This window comes from Pseudomonas sp. TUM25319 (assembly GCF_056388475.1).
In genome coordinates, this window is the sequence record NZ_CM150751.1 from 4087818 (window position 1) to 4111107 (window position 23290).

The 23290-nt window shown below is 64.3% G+C and carries 25 protein-coding genes and 1 pseudogene; 10 read left to right on the forward strand and 16 right to left on the reverse strand.

The features are described from left to right. Positions 1-2: 2 nt before the first annotated feature. The 9 genes from AC05QJ_RS18840 to AC05QJ_RS18880 form a co-directional block, all read right to left on the reverse strand. Positions 3-629 (reverse strand): LysE family translocator, encoded by a 627-nt coding sequence (locus tag AC05QJ_RS18840; protein WP_476742802.1) that lies wholly within the window; start codon positions 627-629, stop codon positions 3-5. Between the two features lie 105 nt (positions 630-734). Beyond that, entirely contained in the window at positions 735-3167 is a 2433-nt protein-coding gene (locus tag AC05QJ_RS18845) for a TonB-dependent receptor (RefSeq protein WP_476742803.1), read from the reverse strand. A 75-nt stretch (positions 3168-3242) separates the two neighbouring features. Continuing rightward, positions 3243-4073 carry a FecR family protein gene (locus tag AC05QJ_RS18850; RefSeq protein WP_476742804.1) on the reverse strand — a complete coding sequence of 277 codons (831 nt, stop codon included), beginning with the start codon at positions 4071-4073 and terminating at the stop codon, positions 3243-3245. Further along, positions 4070-4591, reverse strand: a complete 522-nt coding sequence (locus AC05QJ_RS18855) for an RNA polymerase sigma factor (RefSeq protein ID WP_476742805.1) — start codon at positions 4589-4591, stop codon at positions 4070-4072. Before AC05QJ_RS18855 ends, AC05QJ_RS18850 begins: the two co-directional genes overlap by 4 nt. Positions 4592-4664: 73 nt before the next feature. Beyond that, positions 4665-5591 carry a LysR family transcriptional regulator gene (locus AC05QJ_RS18860; RefSeq protein ID WP_476742806.1) on the reverse strand — a complete coding sequence of 309 codons (927 nt, stop codon included), beginning with the start codon at positions 5589-5591 and terminating at the stop codon, positions 4665-4667. Beyond that, positions 5588-6562 (reverse strand): quinone oxidoreductase family protein, encoded by a 975-nt coding sequence (locus tag AC05QJ_RS18865; protein ID WP_476742807.1) that lies wholly within the window; start codon positions 6560-6562, stop codon positions 5588-5590. Before AC05QJ_RS18865 ends, AC05QJ_RS18860 begins: the two co-directional genes overlap by 4 nt. Before the next feature lie 129 nt (positions 6563-6691). Next, positions 6692-8119 carry a hypothetical protein gene (locus AC05QJ_RS18870; RefSeq protein ID WP_476742808.1) on the reverse strand — a complete coding sequence of 476 codons (1428 nt, stop codon included), beginning with the start codon at positions 8117-8119 and terminating at the stop codon, positions 6692-6694. Positions 8120-8134: 15 nt separating this feature from the next. Next, entirely contained in the window at positions 8135-9592 is a 1458-nt protein-coding gene (locus tag AC05QJ_RS18875) for a lipoprotein N-acyltransferase Lnb domain-containing protein (RefSeq protein WP_476742809.1), read from the reverse strand. Continuing rightward, complete coding sequence (locus AC05QJ_RS18880; RefSeq protein ID WP_476742810.1) at positions 9589-10479, reverse strand: PEGA domain-containing protein; 891 nt, start codon at positions 10477-10479, stop codon at positions 9589-9591. Before AC05QJ_RS18880 ends, AC05QJ_RS18875 begins: the two co-directional genes overlap by 4 nt. Positions 10480-10775: 296 nt before the next feature. Between AC05QJ_RS18880 and AC05QJ_RS18885 the strand changes: the two genes are divergently transcribed. Then, positions 10776-11570, forward strand: coding sequence for an alpha/beta fold hydrolase (locus AC05QJ_RS18885; RefSeq protein ID WP_476742811.1), 795 nt, complete (start codon positions 10776-10778; stop codon positions 11568-11570). Here AC05QJ_RS18885 and AC05QJ_RS18890 read toward each other — a convergent pair. Next, the gene (locus tag AC05QJ_RS18890) at positions 11549-12247 is read right to left on the reverse strand and encodes a metallophosphoesterase (protein WP_476742812.1); all 699 of its coding nucleotides are present in this window, start codon (positions 12245-12247) and stop codon (positions 11549-11551) included. The genes AC05QJ_RS18885 and AC05QJ_RS18890 overlap by 22 nt on opposite strands. Before the next feature lie 83 nt (positions 12248-12330). Here AC05QJ_RS18890 and AC05QJ_RS18895 point away from each other — a divergent pair, with 83 nt between their 5' ends. Both AC05QJ_RS18895 and AC05QJ_RS18900 read left to right on the forward strand, forming a co-directional pair. Then, positions 12331-12831: a DUF3016 domain-containing protein gene (locus tag AC05QJ_RS18895; protein ID WP_476742813.1), complete on the forward strand. Its 501-nt coding sequence runs from the start codon at positions 12331-12333 to the stop codon at positions 12829-12831. A gap of 78 nt (positions 12832-12909) precedes the next feature. Then, positions 12910-13137 carry a hypothetical protein gene (locus AC05QJ_RS18900; RefSeq protein WP_476742814.1) on the forward strand — a complete coding sequence of 76 codons (228 nt, stop codon included), beginning with the start codon at positions 12910-12912 and terminating at the stop codon, positions 13135-13137. Between the two features lie 12 nt (positions 13138-13149). Here the strand turns inward: AC05QJ_RS18900 and AC05QJ_RS18905 are convergent, their stop codons facing one another. Together AC05QJ_RS18905 and AC05QJ_RS18910 are read right to left on the reverse strand one after the other, a co-directional pair. Then, positions 13150-13329, reverse strand: coding sequence for a hypothetical protein (locus AC05QJ_RS18905; protein WP_476742815.1), 180 nt, complete (start codon positions 13327-13329; stop codon positions 13150-13152). Continuing rightward, on the reverse strand, positions 13322-13819 hold the full coding sequence (locus AC05QJ_RS18910) for an N-acetyltransferase family protein (RefSeq protein WP_476742816.1): 498 nt from the start codon (positions 13817-13819) through the stop codon (positions 13322-13324). Before AC05QJ_RS18910 ends, AC05QJ_RS18905 begins: the two co-directional genes overlap by 8 nt. A gap of 213 nt (positions 13820-14032) precedes the next feature. Here AC05QJ_RS18910 and AC05QJ_RS18915 point away from each other — a divergent pair, with 213 nt between their 5' ends. Next, positions 14033-14317: a hypothetical protein gene (locus AC05QJ_RS18915; RefSeq protein ID WP_476742817.1), complete on the forward strand. Its 285-nt coding sequence runs from the start codon at positions 14033-14035 to the stop codon at positions 14315-14317. 77 nt (positions 14318-14394) lie between these two features. On the opposite strand, the gene AC05QJ_RS18920 is transcribed toward AC05QJ_RS18915, so the two are convergent. Continuing rightward, positions 14395-14802 (reverse strand): hypothetical protein, encoded by a 408-nt coding sequence (locus AC05QJ_RS18920; RefSeq protein WP_476742818.1) that lies wholly within the window; start codon positions 14800-14802, stop codon positions 14395-14397. Positions 14803-14856: 54 nt separating this feature from the next. After that, positions 14857-15042 carry a hypothetical protein gene (locus AC05QJ_RS18925; RefSeq protein ID WP_476742819.1) on the reverse strand — a complete coding sequence of 62 codons (186 nt, stop codon included), beginning with the start codon at positions 15040-15042 and terminating at the stop codon, positions 14857-14859. A 151-nt stretch (positions 15043-15193) separates the two neighbouring features. On the opposite strand from AC05QJ_RS18925, the pseudogene AC05QJ_RS18930 reads away from it, so the two are divergent. From AC05QJ_RS18930 to AC05QJ_RS18940, 3 genes and pseudogenes are all read left to right on the forward strand, one after another. Next, positions 15194-15439 (forward strand): annotated as a pseudogene (locus tag AC05QJ_RS18930) (site-specific integrase); the annotation flags it as partial. Between the two features lie 20 nt (positions 15440-15459). Next, on the forward strand, positions 15460-17046 hold the full coding sequence (locus tag AC05QJ_RS18935) for an ABC-F family ATPase (RefSeq protein ID WP_476742820.1): 1587 nt from the start codon (positions 15460-15462) through the stop codon (positions 17044-17046). A 134-nt stretch (positions 17047-17180) separates the two neighbouring features. Beyond that, positions 17181-18371, forward strand: coding sequence for an MFS transporter (locus AC05QJ_RS18940; RefSeq protein WP_476742821.1), 1191 nt, complete (start codon positions 17181-17183; stop codon positions 18369-18371). Here the strand turns inward: AC05QJ_RS18940 and AC05QJ_RS18945 are convergent. Continuing rightward, positions 18365-19396 carry an alpha/beta hydrolase family protein gene (locus AC05QJ_RS18945; protein WP_476742822.1) on the reverse strand — a complete coding sequence of 344 codons (1032 nt, stop codon included), beginning with the start codon at positions 19394-19396 and terminating at the stop codon, positions 18365-18367. The two genes, AC05QJ_RS18940 and AC05QJ_RS18945, sit on opposite strands and share 7 nt — an antisense overlap. Before the next feature lie 135 nt (positions 19397-19531). Further along, on the reverse strand, positions 19532-20143 hold the full coding sequence (locus tag AC05QJ_RS18950) for an FMN-dependent NADH-azoreductase (RefSeq protein WP_476742823.1): 612 nt from the start codon (positions 20141-20143) through the stop codon (positions 19532-19534). Positions 20144-20262: 119 nt separating this feature from the next. Between AC05QJ_RS18950 and AC05QJ_RS18955 the strand changes: the two genes are divergently transcribed. From AC05QJ_RS18955 to AC05QJ_RS18965, 3 genes are all read left to right on the forward strand, one after another. Continuing rightward, positions 20263-21171 (forward strand): LysR substrate-binding domain-containing protein, encoded by a 909-nt coding sequence (locus tag AC05QJ_RS18955; RefSeq protein WP_476742824.1) that lies wholly within the window; start codon positions 20263-20265, stop codon positions 21169-21171. Beyond that, positions 21164-21526 carry an MmcQ/YjbR family DNA-binding protein gene (locus AC05QJ_RS18960; RefSeq protein ID WP_476742825.1) on the forward strand — a complete coding sequence of 121 codons (363 nt, stop codon included), beginning with the start codon at positions 21164-21166 and terminating at the stop codon, positions 21524-21526. The genes AC05QJ_RS18955 and AC05QJ_RS18960 overlap by 8 nt, the downstream gene beginning before the upstream one ends. Positions 21527-21689: 163 nt before the next feature. Next, a protein-coding gene (locus AC05QJ_RS18965) for an IS3 family transposase (protein ID WP_476742730.1) occupies positions 21690-23056 on the forward strand; the annotation gives its coding sequence in 2 pieces (ribosomal slippage) (positions 21690-22169 and positions 22172-23056; 1365 coding nt in all). Positions 23057-23290 lie beyond the last annotated feature (234 nt).

Genomic DNA, 23290 nt, shown 5'->3' on the forward strand with positions numbered 1-23290 from the left:
GCTCAGGCCCGCCGCGCCGCCAGCAACCCCAGCCCGGCACAGCCCAGCAACCCGGCACTGACCCGGTTGAACAGACGCCGCGGCCCCGGCTGCTCGAACCAGCGCTGCAGGTAGGCGCCCAACCAGGCATAGATAGCGATCGCCAGCCACTCCAGCGCCAGGAACATTGCCCCCAGCCAGAGGAACTGCTCGCCCACCGGCACGTCGCTGTTCATCACCACGAACTGTGGCAGGAAGGCGGTGAATATAAGAATTGCTTTCGGGTTGCCAGCGGCGACGAAAAACTCCTGTCGCGCCAGGCGCAACACCCCACCCTTGCGCTCCAGCGTCGGACCGCCCTCACCCACTGGCGCCCGCCACAACTGCCAGGCGATGTAGAACAGGTAGAACGCCCCCAGCACCTTGATCGCCAGGAACAGGTATTCGCTGGTGTGCAGCACCACCGCCAGGCCCAGCGCCGCCAGCACGATCATTCCGGCGAAGGCCAGCAGCCGGCCGACGCCGGCGGCGCAGGCGGTGCGCAGGCCGTAGCGGCTGGCGTTGTTCAACGACAGCAGGTTGTTGGGGCCGGGGGCCATGTTGAGGGCGAAGCAGGCGGGGATGAACAACGCGAGGCTGGCAAGGTCCATGGCGGGCTCCTGTGGGCAATGGCCAAGCTTCTCCGGCGACCCGGCCCAGCGTCAAGTCCGCCGCAGCCAGATTGCCATCACCCACGGGAGCCGTCGCTCACGCGCTTACCACTGGTGCGTGTAGCTCGCCGTCAACACCGTTCCCGGCGCCGGCAGGCGGCTGGCGTTGGTGCTGCTGCGCATCAACTGGCTGTACGCCGGGTAGTAGTCGCGGTTGAACAGGTTCTGGATGCCGACGCTGACCTGGTCATCGGCACTCAGCCGGTACTGGCTGATCAGGTCGACTGTGGCATAGCCGTCCACCTTGCGCCGACCGAAGCTGGCGACACCGTCGAGCCGGTAGTCGTGGCTGTCGAACCAGGTGAGCTGGGCGCGGTGGCTCCAGTCGTCGTCGGGTTTGTACTGTACATAGGCGGTGACTTTCATGGGCGGGATGCGGTAGCCGGTCATGTCCTGCCAATTGCCGTTGTCCGGTTTCTCCCGGCCCTTGAGCCAGCTGAAGGTGCCGCCTGCGCCCCAGCGTTCGTCGTCGGTCAGCCAGTCGAGGCTGCCCTCGACGCCGTGGATGCGCTCCTGGGTACGGGTGAGGATCAGGCCATTGTTGAAGCTCTGCACATCACCCAGCCTGGAGGTGGTGTAGAACAGCGCCAGGCTGGCCAGGGTCTGCTCGCCCAGGGCGCCGCGCCAGCCCAGTTCGTAATTGTTGGTCTTCACCGGTTCCAGGTTCGAGGAATCGATATCGAAACCGCGCCGGGCGTTGCGCACCTGGACACCGATGTCCGGCAACTGGAAGCCCTGGCTGAACGCCACGTACCATTCCTGCCCCGCCACCGGCGACCAGGTGAGGCTGGCGTTGGACAGCAACGCGTCGTAGTTGACCTCGCCACCGGCCACCGTCGCAGGCGAAGCCGCCGTGGACTCCGAGAGCGGCACGAAATCGTCGTAGCGCGCCGTGGCGTACTCGTAGCGAACGCCGCCCTCCACCGACCACTGATCGTTGATGCGGTGCTGCAACTGGGCAAAGCCGCCCAGGCTGCGGGTGGTCAGGTCGGGCATGTAGGTGAGCTTGCCGATCTTCTCGTAGAGGCGGCCGCCACTGGCGTCGTACAGCGCCGGATCGAAGATGTCGATCGGCATGTCGCTGCGTTCCTGGTTGAAGTCGGCGCCCCACAGCAATTCGGTGTCACCCGCCTTGCCCAGCGGCGTGCGCAGGGTCACGCGGCTGCCGAACACCTCGCTGTTCTGCATCACCTGGTCGACATTGCGGCCACGGGTCGCCACGCCCCGGGCATCGAACGGGGTAAAGCGGGTGAAGTAGTCGCGGTAGTACAGTTGAGCGTTGAGCGTACCGCCGAGCACATCGGCGTGGGCGTACTCCAGGTTGAGCAAGGTGTTGCGGATCTGGTTCTGCTCGTCCAGCGACAGCCCGGACAACGGCCGCGCCGCGACGGTGCCCGGCGGCAGTCGGCTCACGGAAGGATCGGAGGTGTAGTCGCTGTCCTGGTCGGCGTTGTAGTGGCTGGCAGAAAGCTGGATGCGCTGCTGCTCATCGATGCGCAGGCCGAGCTTGCCGCCCAGGTTCCAGGTGTTGCTGTCGAACAGGTCGCCCTGGCTGGGCTCCGGAGCGATGCGCCGGCCATTGGCATCGTAAGAGGCGCCGATATGCCGGGCGCCCAGATCAAGGGCGTAGTCCACCTGTCCCTGGGAACCGGAAAGGTGATGCTGCAACTGGCCACCGAGCCCGTCGCGTCCCAGCCGGCTCAGGGGCGAGACGGCGTTCAGGCTGGTCTGCGCCTGGGGCTCGCCGCCTGCGGGCCGGGTAGTGATGGAGATGATCCCGCCAGTGGCGCCGGCCCCGTAGATCGCGCTGCTGCCGCGGATCACCTCGACCCGTTCGATCAGCGCCGGGTCGATGTTCGCCAGGTTGCGCGAGGAATCGCGGTTGGTGTTCAGCGGTACGCCGTCCACCAGCACCAGCATCGTTCGTCCGCGCAGGGTCTGGCCGTAGTCGGTGATAGTGCGGCTGGAATCGGCCATGCCGGGAATGCTCTTGGCCAGCACCGTGGCCAGGCTGTCGGAACCCTGGCGCAGTTGCTCCAGTTGCTCGCGCTCGATGACGCTGACCTGCCGGGCCTGGGGCACCAGCGTGCCGTTGGTGCGGGACGAGCTGATCTCCAGGCCGGTCAGTTCCACCGCCGCCGCCTCGCTGCTTGGGACCTCGACGGCCGGCGCGGCACCCGGCACCACGATAAAGGTGTGCTCGTCACGCTCCTGGGCCTTCAGGCCGCTGCTGCCCAGCAACTGGCTCAGGGCCTGCGCCAGGGTGAAGCGCCCCTTGAGCGCCGGCGCAGTCTTGCCCGCGGTGCTGTCGCCGGAAAAAAGAATCTGGGCACTGGCCTGGCGGGCCAGTGCATTGAGCGACTGCTCGAGGGACGCGGCCGGGATATCGAAGTCCACCGGATCGGACCCGGCAAACGAGAGCGGACTCGACAACAGACCGGCAGCAAGCAACGACACGCGCAACAGGGACTGACTCACGAACGGCACTCCATGAAATAAGGGGACATGGAGATAGCCGTCGGCGGCCCCGCCCAACCCTACCTCGTGACGCGATTATTTTTTTCCGCGAGGAACGATCAGTACCGAACCATCGGCAGCGTTGCTGACCGTCAGCGGCAGAATGCTCGGCAACAGTCCCAGCAGGCGCTCGACATGGGCGCTGTCGAACACGCCGGATACCGGCAGGCGGCCCAGTCCCGGATCGCCCAGGCGGATGGGCGCGGCGTGGTAGCGCTGGATGACCTGGATCACTTCGGCGAGCGGCGTGCTTTCGAACACCAGCTCGCCGTTGCGCCAGGCCATGGACTGACGCGCATCCACCTGGGCCAGCGGCTCAAGGTGGCCGTCGTGCACCCGTACTTGCTGCCCGGCCTGGAGCAGGCTCGAAGCATCGCCAGCCCGCACTTCGACCCGCCCTTCTTCCACGGTGACCCGTACGTCAGGCCCTGGACGGCTGACATTGAAGCGGGTGCCCACCACCCGCACCGCTGCCGGGCCGGCCTCGACCAGGAACGGGCGATAGACCCGCGGCGCCACGGCGAACAGCGCCTGACCGCGGACCAGCTCGCTACGACGGCTGAGCAGGTGCCAACTGACCGTCAGTTCGCTGGCGCTGTCCAGCACCACCTCGCTGCCATCGGCCAGTTGCAGGGTTTGCCGCTGGCCGACATGGGTCAGGTAGTGCTCGCTGCGGTAGGCCGGATCGAACCCGGCGAGCCCCGCCAGCAGGGCCAGCGACAACAGGCCGGCGCGAGTCGCGTTGAGCCGTTTCTTGCGCGGCGGGGGTGGATCGGGCAGCGGAAAACGCTGCTTGAGGGCTTCACGCAGGTCGGCGATGGCCTGCTCTTCTTCGGCGTATTTGCCCGGGCGGGTGCTGCGACTCATGGAAACACCTCATTGCCGAGGTGTTCGCGACAGGCCGCCAGACCCAGGCGCAGGTGCTTTTCCACGGTCTTCAGCGAAATGCCCAGGCGTTCGGCGACCTCGGCCTGGGGCAGTTCATGGATCTTGTGCATCACGAACACCATCTGGCAGCGCGGTGGCAGGCCTTCGATGGCGGCGATCAGGCGTTCCAGCGCCTTGCTGGCATCCAGTTGGCGCTCCTGGCTGGCGATGTTCGCCTCCACCTCCGGCAGTTCCGGCACCGCGACGATCCAGGCCTGATGCCGTCGCTCGCCGCGATAACGGCTCACGGCGCTGTCATGGGTGATCTTGCGCAACAGCGCCAGCGGCGTGCGCACGCCCTCCTTCTCATGCTTCTGCAACAGTTGCACGCAGACATCGTGCACCACTTCACGGGCGAAACCGCGCTCGCCGAAACGGCGGCGGACGTGCTCCACCAGCTCGTCGTAATGGCGAACCAGCGTGGACAGCAGCGAGGGCTTGGGAGGATCGGCCTGCACGGGAAACATGACCTGGAGTGGGCATCGGGGGCCGGAGTATAAATGCGAATCTATTTCATTTGAAGCACGGACTTCACCGCGCCCACGGCGGCGCCGGGCTGAAGCGTGCCTCGATCCATTCCTTGAAGGCCAGCACTGTCGCGGCAGGAAAACGCGCCGATGGCCGCACCAGGTACACGCCACCGGTAGGGTCGAGTTGCCAGTCCGGCAGCACCCGTACCAGACGCCCGGCGGCGATGTCGCGGCTCATCAGCCACTCGCCCGCGCCGAGGATGCCGGCATCGGCACGGGCGGCCGCGAGCAGCGACTCGCTGTCGTTGGCGGTGAGATTGCCCTTGGGGGTTACCGCCTGCTGCTGGTCGCCGGCATACAGCCGCCACTGCGGGAACGATGCCAGGCCGCTGAAACGCAGGCAGTTGTGTTCGGCCAGTTGCCGTGGATGCTCCGGCACGCCATGGCGCGCCAGATAGGCCGGCGAGGCACAGAGGATCCGTCGGTGATCGCAGAGCTTTTTCGCGATCAGGCGGTTGTCTTCCAGCTCACCGATGCGGATAACGATGTCGAAGCCTTCCTCGATGATGTCCACCAGCCGCTCGCTGTAGTCGGCGGCGATGGACACCTGCGGGTAAGTGTCGAGGAAGTCCGGCAGCAACGGCCCGATACACAGCCGCCCCATCGCCGCCGGCAGCGCCAGGCGCAGCACCCCACGCACTTCGGCGGCCCCGGAAATCGCCTGCTGCTCGGCTTCGGCGATCATGCCCAGGGCCGCGCGCAGACGCTGCTCCAGTTGCTCGCCCACCGGCGTGATGCGCACCTGGCGCGTGGAGCGCTCGATCAGCCGCACGCCCAGGCGTTTTTCCATCGCCGCCACCCGCTTCGACACCACCGTCGGATGGCGCTCCAGCAGGCGCCCGGCCGCGACGAACGAGCCTTGCGCGGCGACGGCGAGGAACGCGGCGATTTCGTCGCTGTGGGGGTTGTCCAGCACATCAAGGCTCATGGTATGAGAATGATCGCTCCCGATGAACGCCCGGATTCCAGGTCGGCGTGGGCCCTGGCCGCATCCGCCAGCGCATGGCGCCCCCAGATGTGCGGCGTGATGATACCCGCCGCCACCGCTGCCAGCACCTCGTTGGCGCGCTGCTGGTACTCGGCGACGGTAGCGGTATGGGCGGCCAGCGACGGCCGGGTGACGAACAGCGAGCCCTTGCCGTTCAGCGTGGCCATTTCCAGCGGTGCCGGGGCGCCGGAGGACGCGCCAAAAGACACCATAAGCCCACGTGGCCGCAGGCTGTCCAGGGAAGCCTCGAAGGATACGCGGCCGATCGGGTCATAGACGACATCCACCTTCCTGCCCTCGGTGATACGGGCGACCTCGGCGGCGAGGGTCGCCGGGTCGAATACCAGCACGTCGTCGCAGCCCAGCGCCCTGGCTTTTTCCACACTGGCCGGGCGTGACACCACGCCGATGACGAAGGCGCCAAGGTGTTTCGCCCATTGGGCCATGATCGAGCCCAATCCGCCGGCGACGCCATAGAGCAGCACCGTCGTGCCCGGCCCTACCGGGTAGGTCGACTTCAGCAGGTAGTGGGCAGTAATGCCCTTGAACAGCACGGCTGCAGCCTCTTCGGCCGACAGCGCATCCGGCAGTTTCACCAGACGCTCGGCGGGAAACAGCCGGCCACTGGCGTAGCTGCCCAGCGGCCCGGTGGCGTAGGCCACGCGGTCGCCCTCGACGACATGGCTCACCCCGGCACCCACCCGGATCACCCGACCGGCGCCTTCCAGGCCGAGCCCGCCGGGCAGCGGCAACGGTGCCGCGCCCTTGCGCTGGGTGACGTCGAGGAAGTTGACGCCGATGGCCTCCTGTTCGAGCCAGACCTCGCCGGGGCCAGGCGCCACCTCATCGACGGTGTGAAGTTCGAGCACCTCGGGGCCGCCGGTTTCGCTCACTCGTATTGCTGTCGCCATTGCCAAGCTCCCTGCCCGTCGCGGGCATCGATGAAGGATGGGCGCAGTATGTGAACGCAATCAATGGTCAACAAGATAGCCGCTATGCAGTTCATTGCTGCAGGATTTGCAGCAATTCACCTCCCCGTCTCACTGCTTGTCCTGACCGGTATACGGGGTGTCGCAACGGCCGCTGAAGTACGCCTTGCAGATGTAGGAACGGCGCGGCGTGACGAGGTCGTAGCGCTTGGCGACATCGTAGTCGCCGGGCCCGAGGCTGTGCCCGCACTGGTAGACCTGCCACTGCTGCCCCTTGATCACCGGTCCGCCCACGGTCAGCGTACCGCCGGCACAATGTTGCCGTTTCAAGGCACTCTCCACCGTAGGCTCGTCGACGATGGTCTGGTCATCCAGCGCCCCGTTGCACTCCCACATGCGACTCTTCTGCGATTGCCGGCAGATCGCCAGGGCTTCCGGTTTTACCTCGCCCCAGGCGCTCTTCTTTTCGCCCTGCGGCTTGTCGGAGGCCGCAGAACCCGACGCCCCAGCCTGTTTGCCGCTGGCTCCAGCAGCGCCGCCCGCGGTGGATTTCCCCGCGCCGTTGCTGCCCGTTGCGCCTGGTGCGCTGGCCAGTTGCTGAGCCTCTTTGCCGTTGTCCTTCACGCAGTAGGCCGTGCCAGAGCCTGCGGTCACCGTGGTGCCGTTGGGATGACGAGCCGGCGAGGAACCCGCCGGACATTCGCTGTCCCAGGTCGGCAAGACCACCTTCTGCGAGACGTACTGCACAATCTGCGGACGCTCGGCCGCCGTCGGCGTCGAGCCGTTCGTTGCGGCCGCCTCGGCCATCTGTTGCCGGCGGGCTGCAGCCGCCTGGCGGGCCTGTTCCTGCGCCTGGTCCTGGGCCTGCTCGCGTGCTTCAGCTCGGGCCTGCTGCTGGCGCTGTTGCAGCTCACGTTGCCGGGCGCGCAGTTCCTCGCGCTCCTGGGCCTGGCGCTGCTGGTCGTCGCGGATACTGTCTGCGGCCGCATTGAAATTGCTGGTATCCGAACCTTGCGAGTAACTGTCGCGCTGTATCGCCGACAGCAGTCGCGCCTGGCGCTCGGGAGACAACTGACCGCCGCCGCCCAGCGCAAGCCCTGCGGCCATCGCCGCATATTTGGTGCGCTGGCGCTCGGCCTCGCGCTCTTCGGCCAGTTCCTGGGCGCGAATGGCTTGCTCCTCGGCGCGCCGGTCGGCTTCCTCCGCCTCTTCCCGCTGGCGGCGAGAACGTTGTTCGGAGGCCAGCAATTCCTGCTCCAGGGCCAGGTTTTCCCGGGTCAGTTGCAGTGCAGCCTTGTCCTGAGCGTTTTTGGCCAGCCGTCTGGCCCGCTCGATCGCCGCAGTGGCACAGTCAAAGTCCCGTTGCTCGATGCACGCGTTGGCCTTGGCGTTGCGCTTGAGAAAATCCTGATGGTCCAGTTCGTCCAGTTGCGCGAGTTGATCGAGCATCTGCTGCTGTTCGTCGCTGCCGGCCAGTGCCGGTAGCACGACGGGCAGGCACAGTGCCAGGGCGAATCCTCGGAGGGTGTTGGTGAGCATGGGCGTTCCTGCCAGCTAGGGGCGAAGTTGTCGGAGATAGAGAATGTTGTCGAGGGTGTCGGCCCGATAACGGGCCAGTGACGTCAGGTGTTGCCACGCTTCACTGCCATCGTCGCTCACCGCAGCCATGGCCTCGGCCAGCAACAGGCGGCTGCGCTCGGTACCGCAGTGTTCGGCCGCGACGGGGATCTCGCTGAACCGGTCGTCTTCACCGGGAATGCCCGAGGCTCGCCGCGGTGGACCAATACGCTGACGCAAGGGTTGCACAAGGCAATCGTTGAAAACGGCGGCGTGCGTTGCATCCAGCGCACCCGCCCAGCTCGCGAAGTCCTGGCGGCGCAGGTAATCCGCCGCGTAGCCGGACAGCAGGCGCTGGCTGCTGAACAGTGCGTACTCCTCGAGCATCAACTGCGCCTGGAGGGTGCGCGGTACCGCTCTCAGACGCTGGACGTAGTCCGGGTCGTCGAATGCCGCACGGCGGGCGTGCGGCGCAATCCCGGTGTAGGCCTGCAGACTGTCGAGCCCGGGTCCGGGCAGATGCTGGCGAAGCTGGGCCAACGCCTGCTCGTAGAACGAGCGGGTGCTGGAGAAATAGTAACCATCGCGTTCGGCCTGCTCCGGGCTGGCCAACCGCGCGCCGTCGGCCAACGGGCTGTCACGCAGGGCCGCGAACAGGCGGTCGGGGCGCAGGAAACCGTCAGCCAGGGCGCGGTCGCCGGCATAATCGTCCCAGCTGACCCGCAGGGCCTGCTGCAACAGCGTCGCGCAGTTGCGGGTGAAAAAGTCGTAGCTGCCCGCGAAGCGCCAATGGATCTGCGCCAGATCGCGAACCAGTTGCTGGCGCTGAGGGGCACTCAGGCGCAGCGGCAACGAGTGCAGCTCGCGAAATTCGCCAATGGCGTACTGCTCGTAGGTGTCGAGAAACCGGCTGGCGAACAACCGCGCCTGATATTCACCGCCCAACGCCTTGAGCAGGTCGAGGGTGAAATCATCGACGTGGGCCTGGAAACCCAGGACCAGATGCTTCGACAGATTGCTGTCGCAGGCCTGCGGATCCGGCGCCGAAGCCGGGCAGACCACCAGCCGCAGTGCCACATGACCAAAGCGGGACGCCGGGCTGGGACTGCTGCCGGCAAACAGCAGATGCACGGCACTGACCCTCGCCGGGTCCAGCCACACCACCCGTATGCCTTCGTCCGGCGTCTGCACGGCAAAGGGTACGCGGTTCGCGCACGGCAACGGGGTCGCGCCGGTCCGCCCCTGCCCCCGAAACCAGGCGGCATACAACGGCTGGCTACAGGCGTAGCGCGGATCGGTCTGGTAACCCTGCCGGGCTCGTCGGTACTCATCGGCGCTGGAGCGCGTGTCGCCGGTCACCGCGACCGAAACGGCCGCGAACGAAGGATCCACCGCCGCAGGTTTCACCGCGCAGCCCGACATTACCGCGAGCATCAGGAGCAGCAGTGCCCTCATTGGCTGGCAAGCACCACAGTCTGGCGTTGCGCGGCGCGGGCGATCATCGAATCGGGATTGCCGAAGGTCGCGGGACGCATGACCGCTTCACTGCGGATCCGCATTTGCCGGCTGGTCACGCTAGGGCTTTCCACAACACCGATAAACAGCGACGTGGGCACGAAGGTCGTGCTGGAGGTCAGCATTCCGGGGTCGTCGAAGTTGTAGTGCTTCACGTCATTGAAGAAGCCATTCGCGGCCAGTTGCTCGTTCAGTGCAGTGTTCTTGGCCCGTTGGCGCCAGGCAGCGCCCTGGGCGCGATCCTGGGTCACGCCGTCACCGGACTCGTAGGCAGCAGCGACCGAATACATGGCCCCGATATTGCCGTTGTTGGCCTGTTGCAGACTGGTGTAGAACGCGTTCTGCTGTGCCTTGGCCTTGGTCTCGAGCGCTCTGGCGCGCCACTGCTCGGCCTTGAGCGAACTCTTGTCGACCCCCTCGCCGGTTTCGTACAGCCGAACCAGCGCAAGCATGGCGTCGACATCACCGTTCTGCGCCGCCTCCAGTGTCTGGGCGGCGCCTGCCCTGGCCTTGGCCTTGACTGCGGCGGCCGTCAGGCGTGGCGCGGACAACTCGGCATCCACCGACTGCGGGCGGCCATCCACCAGCACCACCTGCTGTTCGAACACCTGCTCCTGGTCGTCGCCAACCGACTTGACCACGCGAACCTGATAAGTGCCTGCCGGCATCGCAGTGATGACCGGGCAAGTACCGACGGCGTTATTGTCGATCAATACCGCAGCGCCATTGTCTTCATCGACGCACGTCACCCGCAGCAAGCTGTCTGCGTGGGCGAACGGACTCGCCAGTATTGCCACGCAGGCAAACTGTTTGATTATGTGTTTCATGCTGCTCCCCGAATTGAAAAGACCGCTGAAGGCCCTGTATTTGTTGGTTTTTTGCGGAGCATCGCACTGCCTGATGGCGGTTGGCTACCTATTTCGTAACAGCATTGAAGTGTGCTCGAAAGTGCCGGAAAAACATGATTTTCCGGCGACGGGAATTTGGCTGAAAAGTTGTTTGAAAGGTCAGACTTTCAAACAGTTGAATACCCGGGCTTCTGGCACTCCCGTACAGAATTCGATTGCGGCAGCGAAGCGCTTTTGTTACTTCTCAATAACTTGCCTCGAATGCTGGAAGCCTTATGTCGTCTGTCACTACCGAAACTGTCTGGATCGAAACGCCCCTTGGCCAGTTGTTCGCTCGACGCTGGTTCCCTTCCGTCGCCGATACCCGCAAGCCGGTGATCGTGCTGTTCCATGACTCCCTTGGCAGCGTCGAGTTGTGGCGCGACTTCCCCCAGCAACTGTGCCAGGCCACCGGCCTGCAGGTCGTGGCCTATGACCGCCTGGGCTTCGGCCAGTCCGCGGCCTTTGCCGGCACCCTGCCGCTGACCTTCATTCCTGACGAAGCCGAACGCTTCTTCCCGCATCTGCGCCAGGCGCTGGGCATCGAACGTTTCATCGCCTTCGGCCACAGCGTCGGCGGCGCCATGGCCAGCGCCTGTGCGGCACGCTTTCCGGACGACTGCCTGGCACTGATCACCGAGTCGTCCCAGGCCTTCGTCGAAGACCGCACCCTGGAGGGCATCCGCACGGCCAAGGCGCAGTTCCAGGCACCCGGCCAGCTCGACCGTCTGGCGCGCTACCACGGCGACAAGGCGCAATGGGTGCTGGACGCCTGGACCGAAACCTGGCTGGCGCCGGCCTTCAGCGACTGGACCCTGGAGCGCTGCGTCGGCGCCCTCGACTGCCCGTTGCTGGCGCTGCACGGCGACCTCGACGAATACGGCTCGGTACTGCACCCACAGCGCATCGCCGCACTCGCGGGCGACAAGGGCGAAGTGGTGATTCTCGAGGGCTGTCATCACGTACCGCACCGGGAAGATCCGGCGCGGGTACTGGCCCAGGTGACGGGCTATCTGGGACGGATCGGCTGAGCCTCGGTCAGGCTGGCGAGGTCCAGCAGCGTGAAATGGCCCTGCGACCAGCCGCCGGTGTCGAGGTGCCAGACATTGCCCAGCACCCGCACCGCCGCCAGTGGCGTATGCCCCACCAACAGGGCGCGCAAGCCGTCCACACCGCGCTCGTCGCCATCGTGCAGGCGCTTGCGCGACCACTGACAGACCTCCTGTGCCCGCGTCGGAATCGGCACCGTTTCCAGCAGATCGAGCAGGTCGCGCCAGCGCGGCACGGGGCAGTCTGCATGGAGAATGCCGACCGGGCCCTGTTCGGTATCGATCTCGATCGCCAGCGGCATGTCGGCAAAGCGTGCGGCGTACTGCGCCTGGCGCTGCGGTTGCATATCGAGAAACCAGCCACCTCCGGCGTTGCGGTACATGGCGTAGTCCAGCCACTGGCCGTTCACATGGGACAACGCCAGCGATTCGTGATTGCCCTGGACCGCCTGGAACCAGGGCTGCGCCAGCCAGTGAAGCACGTCCTCGCTTTCGGGGCCGCGGTCCACCAGGTCACCGACACTGAACAGCCGGTCCCGCGTCGGGTCGAAGCCGACGGCGTCCAGCGCCTCGTGCAAACGGCTGAAATGTCCGTGGACATCGCCCACCGCCAGGTCGCGTCCCAGCGCATTGCGTGCCACCCGAAGCACAGTGCTCATAGGCCCTCCTGCAGCATCGCCAGGCCATCGGCGTACAATGAACGTGGCGGCAATGCCCTGATACAGACACCCGGAGGTGTACCATGCGCCCGGCCATAACCCTCGCCCTCTTCGCAGCCCTGACCTGCAACAGCATGGCATATGCGGCCACGGCCAATGTCGAGGTCAACTTCATCCAGCCGGAAAAATTCCGCGACGCCAGCCTGCGTGGCGATGGCTACGAACGGGGTGCCGACCAGCAGGTGATGAAAGAACTGCGCAGCTACCTGGAAACCCTCGGCGCCCGCTATCTGCCCGCCGGCCAGACCTTGCGCATCGATATCCGCAACATCGACCTCGCCGGACGCTACGAGCCCTGGCAAACCAATGCCTACTCGGTGCGCTTCATGCGCGACATCACCTGGCCCAGCATCGACCTGCACTATGCCCTCGAGCAACAGGGGCAGGTGCTGAAACAGGCCGATGCCCGGGTCGATGACAAGTTCTACCTGCAACGCCCCGGCCGCGCCGGTGCCAGCGATCGCCTATACGCGGAAAAGGCCATGCTCGATGACTGGTTCCGTGACCTGGTGAAAACACAGTGATCCAGCGGCACACAGCCCCTTGACCGCCATGCTGCCAAGGGGCTGCTACACTGAATTCGCCTACAGGAGGAATGAGTCATGTCCGACAAAGACATCAAAACCCTGCTGACGGTGATCAACCACCGGCAGGATCAACTGGCCAGCGCCTGCAAGGATATCGCCGACTGGATCGACCGCCAGGGCGACGACCCGATCGCCGGCAAGATCCGCGAAAGCCTGCGCGCCGTGGAGGCCGATGAGGCGCTGGTCAAGCATACCCTCACCAGCCTGTCGCTGGACCGTCCGCTACCGCGCTTTCGTCACTGAACCGCGGGGCGGTCACCAGTCTTCGTGATCTTCGTCGTCCAGCACGTCGAGGCCGTACTCCTCTTCTTCATCTTCGTCCTCGACGTCGTCGAACATCGGGTCGGCGTGCTCTTCGCCGTCTTCGTCGTGGTGGAATTCATGATCGAGCAGGTGATCGTGTTCCGGCTCGTGGATATCGTCTTCGTCATGCATGCTCATTGTCCGTCTGCAGGCGTTGTTTCATCTGGACCAGGGCGACGCGGTTGCCGGCGAAATCCTTGCGTTCCTCGATGCCGAACGGCACGAAGCCCAGTGCCGGGTACAACAGCAGCCCGGCCGTGTTGTGATTGAAGCAGGACACCTTCATCTCCCGGGCCTGATGGCGGTTGCGCGCCACCTCGATCATCTGCCCCACCAGATAACGCGCCACGCCGCGGCCGCGCGCCATCGGCGAGACCAGCACATTGCCCAGCGAACAGGTACCGCCCTGCTCCCACTGGTAGAAATTGGCGAAGGCCAGCACCTCGTCGCCATCGACCACCACGGAGGAATCGCTGCGCTGGGCGATAGCGGCGCTGAGCTGATCCGGCGTCACCGGGAAGGTGCATTTGGGGAAGAAGAAAAACGCCTCGTCAGCGTTCTGGGCAAACCCGCAGATCGCCGGAATGTCACGGGCCTGTACGGGTCGGAAGCTCAAGGTCACAACGGCTCGCCTCACAGTGATTGAATGGCTGTGCGCCACGGCCGGCCAGTTAACACCACAGGGGCCAGACCTGCAAACCTTGCCGCCATCGTTGATCTGCGCCGCTCTAGCACAAGCGATCCAGGGTTACCCTACGACTTTGGGCAATATCATCTGCACGCCGAAAATGATAATGTTTCGCAATTAAAGGACGTTCAGCCCACAGGCAGGGACATGCAGGACAAGTACGAGATCCATTACGTGAAGCACGGCCAGAAGAAAGTCGTGGTCACCAACCGCAGCGGCATGACCTGGCTGGAAGCCTGGAAAGCCGCGCTGTTGATCGACGGCGCCTGCGTGGGTGCGACCGTCGGGTTGCGTTGTGTCGAAGAGGCGATCGTCCGCGCTCAAGAGAACGGGATCAGCAAGGTGCGCTGGAACAAGGCGACCCACACCGCCTCGTGGAGCGAGCGGGCGCGGTTGAATGAATGCAGGTTGCCGGTGATGCAGATCGAGTGAGGCTCAATCCGGGTCAAGCTGAAGATTGCGCAAGGGTACCCTCCCGCCTCAGTGTGTCGCCCTGCGGGAACGCCACCTCATCGCGGAACACGAGTACCAATGCTCTTGTTGGTTTCCATATCCACGACTTCGATCCGACCGCCCCAGCCCTCAAGCGGAATGTACTTCATCCCGTACTCACGCCCGGCAATCAAATCAACGTCAAAGAACACCGGCCGAGCGGTCTGGGTGCCCATCCATTTTCTAATCTCGAGCCGGTGAGGACCCGCAGTCAGGCGATACTCGGTTCTCTGGGTATAAAAGACGTATAGCGTGTCCACGCCATCCACGGTGGCGATTGTCAGCGTTTTATCAATGGCACGAATTCCGGCTGTATTTGACTCGGGCAGAGCTTCTGCCTCTTTCTGGATGTAGGGCGTACATCCACCGGCTAGCGCAAGCAGCACTGTCACAGCGAAAACTTTGAATCCCGGTACCAGCCCCATGGCGCTTCCTTGTGTCCGCGTAAAAGTCCGCGCTATTCAACCCGAACTGACCCTCTATTGCTGACTTGCCGAGGCCCGCCGGCGATATCCGGTGACCAGCAACACGATGCCAGGCACCAGCAGGCCCACGGCTGTGTAACCGAAGGCTTCCTGACCAGATGCGCCGACTGCGGCGAACGCCCCGCCGAGTGCAATCAGCGGGATGGCGGCGAAGTAAAACGGTTTGGCTGTCTTGCCCATATCGACCCTCCTGTTGATCCCCTTTTTAACACAATGAGCCCACCAGCAGGCGCGGACGATAGCGAACTCTTGGCACAGCGCCTCCGCTGCCTCACGAGTCCTTGAACGCCGTCGCAAGCTTCCCCAGGCAACGGCGGTCGAAACGAAACACTGGCGGGCGTTGCTGAAAGATCTGGGGATCAGGCCTCAACCGCCATACAACTGCCGCGATACCTATGCGACAATACGCGCAATGTCCGGTCTCAATCCCGCATTCATCGCCCAACAACTGGGTCACAGCGCGCAGATGCTGCTGTCGGCCTATGCCTGTTGGCTTAACTCAAGCCCCGACTGGGGCGAGCTGGAAACCTTCAAGGTTGGTATCAAATCGGTATCAGGCGAGAAACCAGCTCCGTAAGGTACTGATAGGTAAAATCCTTGATCTCCACCGCTAACATCACCATGCAGTTCGGCGCCAAACCTCTGTTCGAGAACGTCTCGGTCAAGTTCAACAACGGCAATCGCTACGGCCTGATCGGCGCCAACGGCTGCGGCAAGTCCACCTTCATGAAGATCCTGGGTGGCGATCTGGAGCCGAGCGCCGGCCAGGTCATGCTCGAGCCCAACACCCGTCTCGGCAAGCTGCGCCAGGACCAGTTCGCCTACGAGCAGTTCACCGTGATCGACACCGTGATCATGGGCCACGAGGAGCTGTGGAAGGTCAAGGCCGAGCGCGACCGCATCTATTCGCTGCCGGAAATGACCGAGGAAGACGGCATGGCCGTCGCCGAGCTGGAAACCGAGTTCGCCGAGATGGACGGCTACACCGCCGAATCCCGCGCCGGCGAGCTGCTGCTGGGCCTGGGTATTCCGCTGGAACAGCACTTCGGCCCGATGAGCGAAGTCGCGCCAGGCTGGAAGCTGCGGGTATTGCTGGCCCAGGCGCTGTTCTCCGATCCGGAAGTGCTGCTGCTCGACGAGCCGACCAACCACCTCGACATCAACACCATCCGCTGGCTGGAAAGCATTCTCACGGCGCGTAACAGCACCATGATCATCATTTCCCACGACCGTCACTTCCTCAACTCGGTCTGCACCCACATGGCCGACCTGGACTACGGCGAGCTGCGCCTGTTCCCGGGCAACTACGACGAGTACATGACCGCCGCGACCCAGTCCCGCGAGCAGTTGCTGGCCGACAACGCCAAGAAGAAAGCACAGATCGCCGAGCTGCAGACCTTCGTCAGCCGCTTCTCGGCCAACGCCTCGAAAGCCAAACAGGCCACGTCCCGTGCCAAGCAGATCGACAAGATCCAGCTGGCCGAGGTCAAGCCGTCGAGCCGGGTCAGCCCGTTCATCCGCTTCGAGCAGACCAAGAAGCTGCACCGCCAGGCGGTGACCCTGGAGAAAGTCTCCAAGGGCTTCGACGACAAGCAACTGTTCAAGAACTTCAGCTTCACCGTCGAAGCCGGCGAGCGCGTGGCGATCATCGGCCCGAACGGTATCGGCAAGACCACCCTGCTGCGTACCCTGGTCGGCGAAATGGCCCCGGACAGCGGCAGCGTGAAATGGACCGAGAGCGCGGAAATTGGCTACTACGCCCAGGACCACGCCCACGACTTCGAGGAAGATGTCAGCCTGTTCGACTGGATGGGCCAGTGGACCCAGGGCGAGCAGGTCATCCGCGGCACGCTCGGGCGCATGCTGTTTTCCAACGACGAGATCCTCAAGTCGGTGAAGGTGATCTCCGGTGGTGAGCAAGGCCGCATGCTGTTCGGCAAGCTGATCCTGCAAAAGCCGAACGTGCTGGTGATGGACGAACCGACCAACCACCTGGACATGGAATCCATCGAGGCACTCAACCTGGCGCTGGAAAACTATCCGGGCACCCTGCTGTTCGTCAGCCACGACCGTGAATTCGTGTCGTCCCTGGCGACCCGCATCATCGAGCTGAGCCCGACCGGCGTGGTGGACTTCAGCGGCACCTACGACGACTACCTGCGCAGCCAGGGCGTGGTGGTCTGATACACGGCCGGGCCGTTCCCAGATGCTGGGAGCGGCCCGGATCCTTGTTCGAATAATTCGTTAGCCTGCTTTCTTTTATCCTCGTCCGCCGCCATGATGTGAGCCTTCAACCGCTTGCCTGCGAACGAAACCCCATGCCTGCCGCACCCTCTGCGTCACCCTCGTCGTTTTCCGTCACCCTGCAGATCCTTTCGATCGTCTTCTACACCTTCATCGCCTTTCTCTGCATCGGCCTGCCGATCGCAGTGCTGCCGGGGCACGTCCACGATGTCCTGGGCTACAGCGCGGTGGTTGCGGGCCTGACCATCGGCATCCAGTACCTGTCCACCCTGCTCAGCCGCCCCATGGCCGGACGCCTGGCCGACAGCCTCGGTACCCGTCGCACCATTGCCTATGGCCTGGCCGGGATCGGCGTCAGCGGCCTGCTGACCTGGGGCTCGGCGCTGCTGGTGAGCGTGCCGCTGTTGAGCCTGGGACTGTTGCTGGTGGCGCGGGTGCTGCTGGGTATCGCCCAGGGCCTGATCGGCGTCGGCACCCTGAGCTGGGGCATTGGCCAGGTAGGCGCCGAACACACGGCGCGGGTGATTTCCTGGAATGGCATCGCCTCCTACGGCGCCATCGCCATCGGCGCGCCGGTGGGCGTCATGCTGGCCCAGGAAACCGGTTTCTATGCCATTGGCCTCGCGCTGACGGCCATGGCCGTGCTGGCGCTACTGGTGATCCGCACCCAGCCGTCGCTGCCGGTGGTGCGTGGCGAACGCCTGCCGTTCTGGGCGGCCTTCGGACGCGTCGCCCCCTGCGGCCTGGCGTTGACCCTGGCCTCCATCGGCTATGGCACCCTGACCACCTTCGTCACCCTCTTCTACCTGGAACGCGGCTGGAGCGGCGCGGCCTGGTGCCTGAGCGCCTTCGGCGTGTGCTTCATCGTCTCGCGCCTGCTGTTCGTCAACGCCGTCAATCAGTGGGGCGGCTACCGCGTGGCGATCGCCTGCATGGCGGTGGAAACCCTCGGTCTGGCCCTGCTGTGGCTGGCACCCTCGCCGCTGCTGGCATTGCTCGGCGCGGGCCTGACCGGTTTCGGCCTGTCGCTGGTGTACCCGGCGCTGGGCGTCGAGGCGATCAAGCAGGTGCCACCCACCAGCCGGGGTGCAGGCCTGGGCGCCTACGCGGTGTTTTTCGACCTGGCCCTGGCGATTGCCGGGCCGGTGATGGGCTTCGTCGCCGCGCACCTGGGTTATGCCTGGATCTTCTGCGTGGCGGCGCTGCTGTCGCTTGTGGGTGTCGGCCTGACGCTTGCCCTTTTGCGCCGCTCACCTGCTCACTGATCGGCGGTGTGCAACCCTGCCCGGCTGGAAACGCCCAGCGCACGGTTGAAGAAGTGCGACGCTTCGGACTGCAGCGACAGATGAATGCCGACCCGGTCGACGCCCTCGGCATCGGTGCACAGCGCCGCCATCCGCGCCCGCTGGGCGTCGTCGCAAGGCGACATGAAGACAAAGTGCCCGGCGCCTTCAAGACGGCGGTAGTTGGGCGTCACCGGCAACTTGCGCGCCAGTGCCTCGGCATTCTTGTCCACCGCCAGCAACTGGTCGTGGTCGCCGCTGTAGATCAGTGACGGCACCCTCACCTCCGCCAGCGCCTGGCGCCCGAACATCAGGCTCAGTGGCGCCATCAGCACCAGCGCACGAATACGCGGATCGGCTGCCGGCAGCAGGTCGTCACGGTCGGCGATGATTTCGCCATGGCGGGTGCAGGCGTCGGCATCCAGCGGGCGTTCCTCACAGTAACGCCGCAGGCGCTGCAGGTCGGGACGTGCTCCGGAAAGAATCAGTGCCGTCTCGGCGCCCGCCGAATAGCCGATCATGCCTACCTGCTCGCCACTGACATAGGGCGCCAGCAGCGGGTCTTGCAGAGTCGCGGTGATCGCCGCGCTGATCTGCAGCGGCCGGCCATAGAGGTTGCTCAGGGTGCCAAGGCGGCTGTGGTCCTTGGCGTTGTCCCCCGGATGGATCGCCGCGACCACCACAAAGCCGCGCCGCGCCAGGGCGCTGGCCAGGTCGTGCAGGGCCAGGGGCGTACCGGTATTGCCATGGGAGAGCGCGAGCAAGGGGAAGCGGCCCATGACCACCGGAGCTTCGGCGGCGACGTTGAGCCGGTAGCCGTCGATCCGCCGCGGGTGGGCGATGCCGCTGGAGGGGTAGAACACCAGCACCTGCATCGGCTGGCCATCCAGCGGATCGGGGATGCTCATGCGGTGCAGGCCCACGGTCCAGTGTTGCGCGGGCTCGGCCTGCACCACCAGGCTGCAGGCCAGCGCACAGAGCACCAACAACGTCCTTAGAACCCGCATTTCGCTTCACCCCGACACAAAGGCGATGACCCGCCTGATGCAAAGCATAGAACGGGCCAGGTCGGTGCAGATGAAAGCTGGATGAAACTGCTGACAGCTTTCGCGGGCCAGGACGGCCCGCGATTGGCGCACGCGTCAGGCGGCGGCGAACAGGTCGTTGGCGATCTGCGAGCGGGCCGCTTGCAGGGCGTTGGCGCGCGGCTCGTCGCCGTAGGCCAGGCCGTGGGCGCGGACGAATTCGACGTCGGTGATACCGATGAAACCAAGGAACACCTTGAGGAAGTCTTCATGGCCGACGCCGGTCGGCTGGCCTTCATGCAGGCCGCCAGCAGTGGAGACCACGATCACTTTCTTGTTGCCGCACAGGCCTTCCGGGCCGGCTTCGGTGTAGCGGAAAGTCTTGCCGGCGACGGCGATGCGGTCGATCCAGGCCTTGAGCTGGGTCGGCACGGTGAAGTTGTACATCGGCGCGCCGATGACCACGGCGTCGGCTTCGAGGAACTCCTGCAGGGTGTCGGCGCTCAGCTTGGCTTCGTGGGCCAGAGCAGCGTCACGGGCTTCTTCCGGTGTGCCAGCGGCCAGCAGGGTCGAGGACGAGAAGTGGCTGATGGCATCGGCCGCCAGGTCACGGTACACCACCTGAACCGAAGGCTCGGCGGCCTGCCAGGCCTGCACCACTTGCTGGCTCAGTTGGCGCGAAGCAGAGTTGTCGCCGAGGATGCTGGAATCGATGTGCAACAGTTTCATGGGGCTCTCCTGATGGGGGACCGCGGGTTGGCGGTGACGATGGGGAGAATCCTAACGGCAGGATGAATAGCTGATAAGATCCCGATTTCGCGCTAGTTCGTCCCACTGATGGAACAATCATGCAAGACCTCAATGACCTGTTCTACTTTGCCCGGGTGGTCGAAGCCGGTGGTTTCGCCGCCGCCGGCCGCCAGCTGGGCATTCCCAAGTCGCGCCTGTCGCGGCGCATCGCCGAGCTGGAAGAACGCCTCGGCACCCGCCTGCTGCAACGCACCACCCGCCAACTCAAGCTCACCGCCGTGGGCGAACGCTACCTGCGGCATTGCCAGGCAATGCTGCTGGAGGCGGAAATGGCTGACGAGGCCGTGGCCAGCATGACCAGCGAGCCCCGCGGGCGGTTGCGCGTCTCCAGCCCGGTGGGCCTGGCCCACGCCTTTCTGCCAACGGTCATTACCCGTTTCCTGGAACTGCATCCGCAGGTGCAACTGGAGATGGTCCTGGTCAACCGCCGGGTCGATCTGATCAACGAAGGCATCGATGTTGCCTTGCGCGTCCGCGATGTCGGCGACGAAGACCCGGCGCTGGTCACCCGTCGCCTCAATCGCGCGCAGATGCAACTGGTGGCGTCGCCGGACTTTGTCCGCCAGCATCCGGTCACGCACCCCGGCGAACTGGCCGGCCTGCCGGTGCTGGGCGCCGCCGAGGCAGACAGGCTGGTGCACCTGCGCCTGCTGAATGCCGACGGCCAGAGCGAAGACCTGGCGCTGGAAGCCCGCCTGAGCATTGACGACTTCGTCGTGCGCAAGGCCGCCGCCCTCGCCGGCCTGGGCTTCACCGCCCTGCCGCTGCTGCATTGCGAAACCGAACTGGCCAGCGGCGAACTGGTCCACCTGCTGCCGGACTGGTCGATGCCCAGCGGTTTCCTGCAAGCGGTCTACCCGCACCGGCGCGGCGTTCTGCCGGCAGTGCGTGCGTGGATCGATCATCTGGTGACGTCATTCGAGGAATGTGGAGAACGTTATGTCTGAGCACGGCTTCAGTGACGAACAGGCGGCAGCGTTCTGCCTGAGCCTGCCGGGCGCCCGGGAAGACTACAAATGGGGCGGCGTGCGGGTGTTCTCGGTAGCGGGAAACAAGATGTTCGCGGTGATGGACCTGGCCGGTGCCGGGCTGTCGTTCAAGGTCGAAAAGGAATTGTTCCTCGGCTATGTGGATGTGCCGGGAATCCGCCCGGCGCCCTATCTGGCGCGGGCGCACTGGATCAGCGTGGCACCGCCCTACCCGCTGGGGCGTGAAGCGCTCGAGGATCTGCTGCGCCGCTCGCATCAGTTGGTGGTGAGGAAGTTGCCGAAGCGGGTGCAGGTGGGGTTGCTGCTGGATTGAGCCAACTGGCGTGGAAAACTGTGGGAGCCGGCTTGCCGGCGATGGCGTCATAGCAGGCAACAGCGTTGCCTGTGCTGGCCTAATCGCTGGCAAGGCCAGCTCCCACAGGATTCTGAACTGCGCCCCGGATGTTGGACACCCATCCAGCACCGGGGTGTTTTAAATGATCAAGTATTCCAAGCAGTTCAAGCTGTCCGCCATCAAGGCCTTCCTCAAGCGAGGCCGGGGGTTTCGCCACGTGGCCAGCCAGTTTCAAATAGATCCCACCCTTCTGCGGCGCTGGGTCGTGGCTTACCAGCATCACGGCGTGGCCAGCCTCAAACGCTCTCATCAGCGCCACAGCGCCCAGTTCAAACTCACCGTGCTTCATCGCATGCTGAATGAACAACTGTCTCATCGTGCTGCCGCAGCGCTGTTCAATCTGGGTAATTCGAGTCAACTGGGCAGATGGCAGCAGCAGTATTACAGTGGCGAGCTTACAGCCCAGCTTTCAGCGAAGAAGAGACCGCCTCGTACCATGTCCAAGCAGCCCTCCAAGCCCGATGAAACCTCGGTAGTACCTGACGAGGAGCTCTCGGTCGCCCAACTGCTGCGCAAGATACGCAAGCTTGAAGCGGAGAACGCCTACCTAAAAAAGCTCGAGGAATTAGACGAGGCCAAACTCAGGCAGAAGAAAGCCACCACGAAAAAGCCCGGCTGATTGCCGAACTGCACTCGAGTCATTTGCTGGCCGACCTGCTAGACGCTGCAGGCTTGGCACGTGCCACCTACTACTACCAGCTCAAGACCATCGGAGCTGAGGATAAATGTGCCTCGCTGAAAGCCTCGATCCAGGACATCCAGCACCATCACCGTGGTCGCTATGGCTATCGCCGTGTCACCGCGACTCTGCGTCAGGAAGGTCAGTTGGTGAACACCAAGAAAGTACGCCGCCTGATGAACGAACTGGACCTCAAATGTACGGTGCGACCCAAGAAATACAGGTCATACCGTGGCCTGATGGACGAGGCATCACCCAATATCTTGAAACGGGAATTTACGGCTGATCAGCCCAACCAGAAGTGGGTGACAGATGTTACGGAGTTCAAGGTCGCTGGCGAGAAGCTCTACCTTTCGCCGATTCTGGACTTGTACAACGGGGAAATCGTCGCCTACCAGACTGACACGCGACCGCGCTATGCCCTGGTGGGAACAATGCTTGAGCGTGCACTGAAGAAACTCCCGACTGACAGCAAACCGATGTTGCACTCGGACCAAGGTTGGCACTACCGATACCCTGACTACCGCCAGCGCTTGAAGGATACGGGCCTGGAGCAAAGCATGTCGCGCAAGGGCAATTGCCTGGACAACGCCGCGATGGAGAGCTTTTTTGGCACGTTGAAAGCGGAGTATTTCTACCGGGAACACGTCAAGACAATCGACCAGCTCCGTGCTGGGATTGATGAGTACATTCGTTATTACAACCATGAACGTATCAAAATGAAGCTTGGCGGCCTGAGTCCTGTGGCTTACAGAAACCAGGCCGCGTAGCTTTACGCACCTAATGTCCAACTTTTGGGGCGCAGCTCATTCCGGCCAGCCGCGCTATCCAAGGCAGGACTCGATACCTGTGGGAGTCGGCCTTGCCGACGATGGCGTCGGTGCAGGCACCATCATTGCCTGTGATGGCCTCATCGCTGCATGGGTATCTAGACATCTTGCAGTCAGGCACATGGGGCCGGATCACTTGCGATCTTGTGGGAGCGGATTCACCGGAACGCCGGA

Excerpts from the sequence above, each read along its gene's own strand:
- AC05QJ_RS18880 (WP_476742810.1), bottom strand. The coding sequence starts at position 10,479 with ATGAAACACATAATCAAACAGTTTGCCTGCGTGGCAATACTGGCGAGT.
- AC05QJ_RS18940 (WP_476742821.1), top strand. The coding sequence starts at position 17,181 with ATGCCTGCCGCACCCTCTGCGTCACCCTCGTCGTTTTCCGTCACCCTG.
- AC05QJ_RS18960 (WP_476742825.1), top strand. The coding sequence starts at position 21,164 with ATGTCTGAGCACGGCTTCAGTGACGAACAGGCGGCAGCGTTCTGCCTG.
- AC05QJ_RS18915 (WP_476742817.1), top strand. The coding sequence starts at position 14,033 with ATGCAGGACAAGTACGAGATCCATTACGTGAAGCACGGCCAGAAGAAA.
- AC05QJ_RS18875 (WP_476742809.1), bottom strand. The coding sequence starts at position 9,592 with ATGAGGGCACTGCTGCTCCTGATGCTCGCGGTAATGTCGGGCTGCGCG.
- AC05QJ_RS18950 (WP_476742823.1), bottom strand. The coding sequence starts at position 20,143 with ATGAAACTGTTGCACATCGATTCCAGCATCCTCGGCGACAACTCTGCT.
- AC05QJ_RS18840 (WP_476742802.1), bottom strand. The coding sequence starts at position 629 with ATGGACCTTGCCAGCCTCGCGTTGTTCATCCCCGCCTGCTTCGCCCTC.
- AC05QJ_RS18885 (WP_476742811.1), top strand. The coding sequence starts at position 10,776 with ATGTCGTCTGTCACTACCGAAACTGTCTGGATCGAAACGCCCCTTGGC.
- AC05QJ_RS18955 (WP_476742824.1), top strand. The coding sequence starts at position 20,263 with ATGCAAGACCTCAATGACCTGTTCTACTTTGCCCGGGTGGTCGAAGCC.
- AC05QJ_RS18945 (WP_476742822.1), bottom strand. The coding sequence starts at position 19,396 with ATGCGGGTTCTAAGGACGTTGTTGGTGCTCTGTGCGCTGGCCTGCAGC.
- AC05QJ_RS18865 (WP_476742807.1), bottom strand. The coding sequence starts at position 6,562 with ATGGCGACAGCAATACGAGTGAGCGAAACCGGCGGCCCCGAGGTGCTC.
- AC05QJ_RS18920 (WP_476742818.1), bottom strand. The coding sequence starts at position 14,802 with ATGGGGCTGGTACCGGGATTCAAAGTTTTCGCTGTGACAGTGCTGCTT.
- AC05QJ_RS18890 (WP_476742812.1), bottom strand. The coding sequence starts at position 12,247 with ATGAGCACTGTGCTTCGGGTGGCACGCAATGCGCTGGGACGCGACCTG.
- AC05QJ_RS18895 (WP_476742813.1), top strand. The coding sequence starts at position 12,331 with ATGCGCCCGGCCATAACCCTCGCCCTCTTCGCAGCCCTGACCTGCAAC.
- AC05QJ_RS18925 (WP_476742819.1), bottom strand. The coding sequence starts at position 15,042 with ATGGGCAAGACAGCCAAACCGTTTTACTTCGCCGCCATCCCGCTGATT.
- AC05QJ_RS18860 (WP_476742806.1), bottom strand. The coding sequence starts at position 5,591 with ATGAGCCTTGATGTGCTGGACAACCCCCACAGCGACGAAATCGCCGCG.
- AC05QJ_RS18905 (WP_476742815.1), bottom strand. The coding sequence starts at position 13,329 with ATGCATGACGAAGACGATATCCACGAGCCGGAACACGATCACCTGCTC.
- AC05QJ_RS18900 (WP_476742814.1), top strand. The coding sequence starts at position 12,910 with ATGTCCGACAAAGACATCAAAACCCTGCTGACGGTGATCAACCACCGG.
- AC05QJ_RS18870 (WP_476742808.1), bottom strand. The coding sequence starts at position 8,119 with ATGCTCACCAACACCCTCCGAGGATTCGCCCTGGCACTGTGCCTGCCC.
- AC05QJ_RS18850 (WP_476742804.1), bottom strand. The coding sequence starts at position 4,073 with ATGAGTCGCAGCACCCGCCCGGGCAAATACGCCGAAGAAGAGCAGGCC.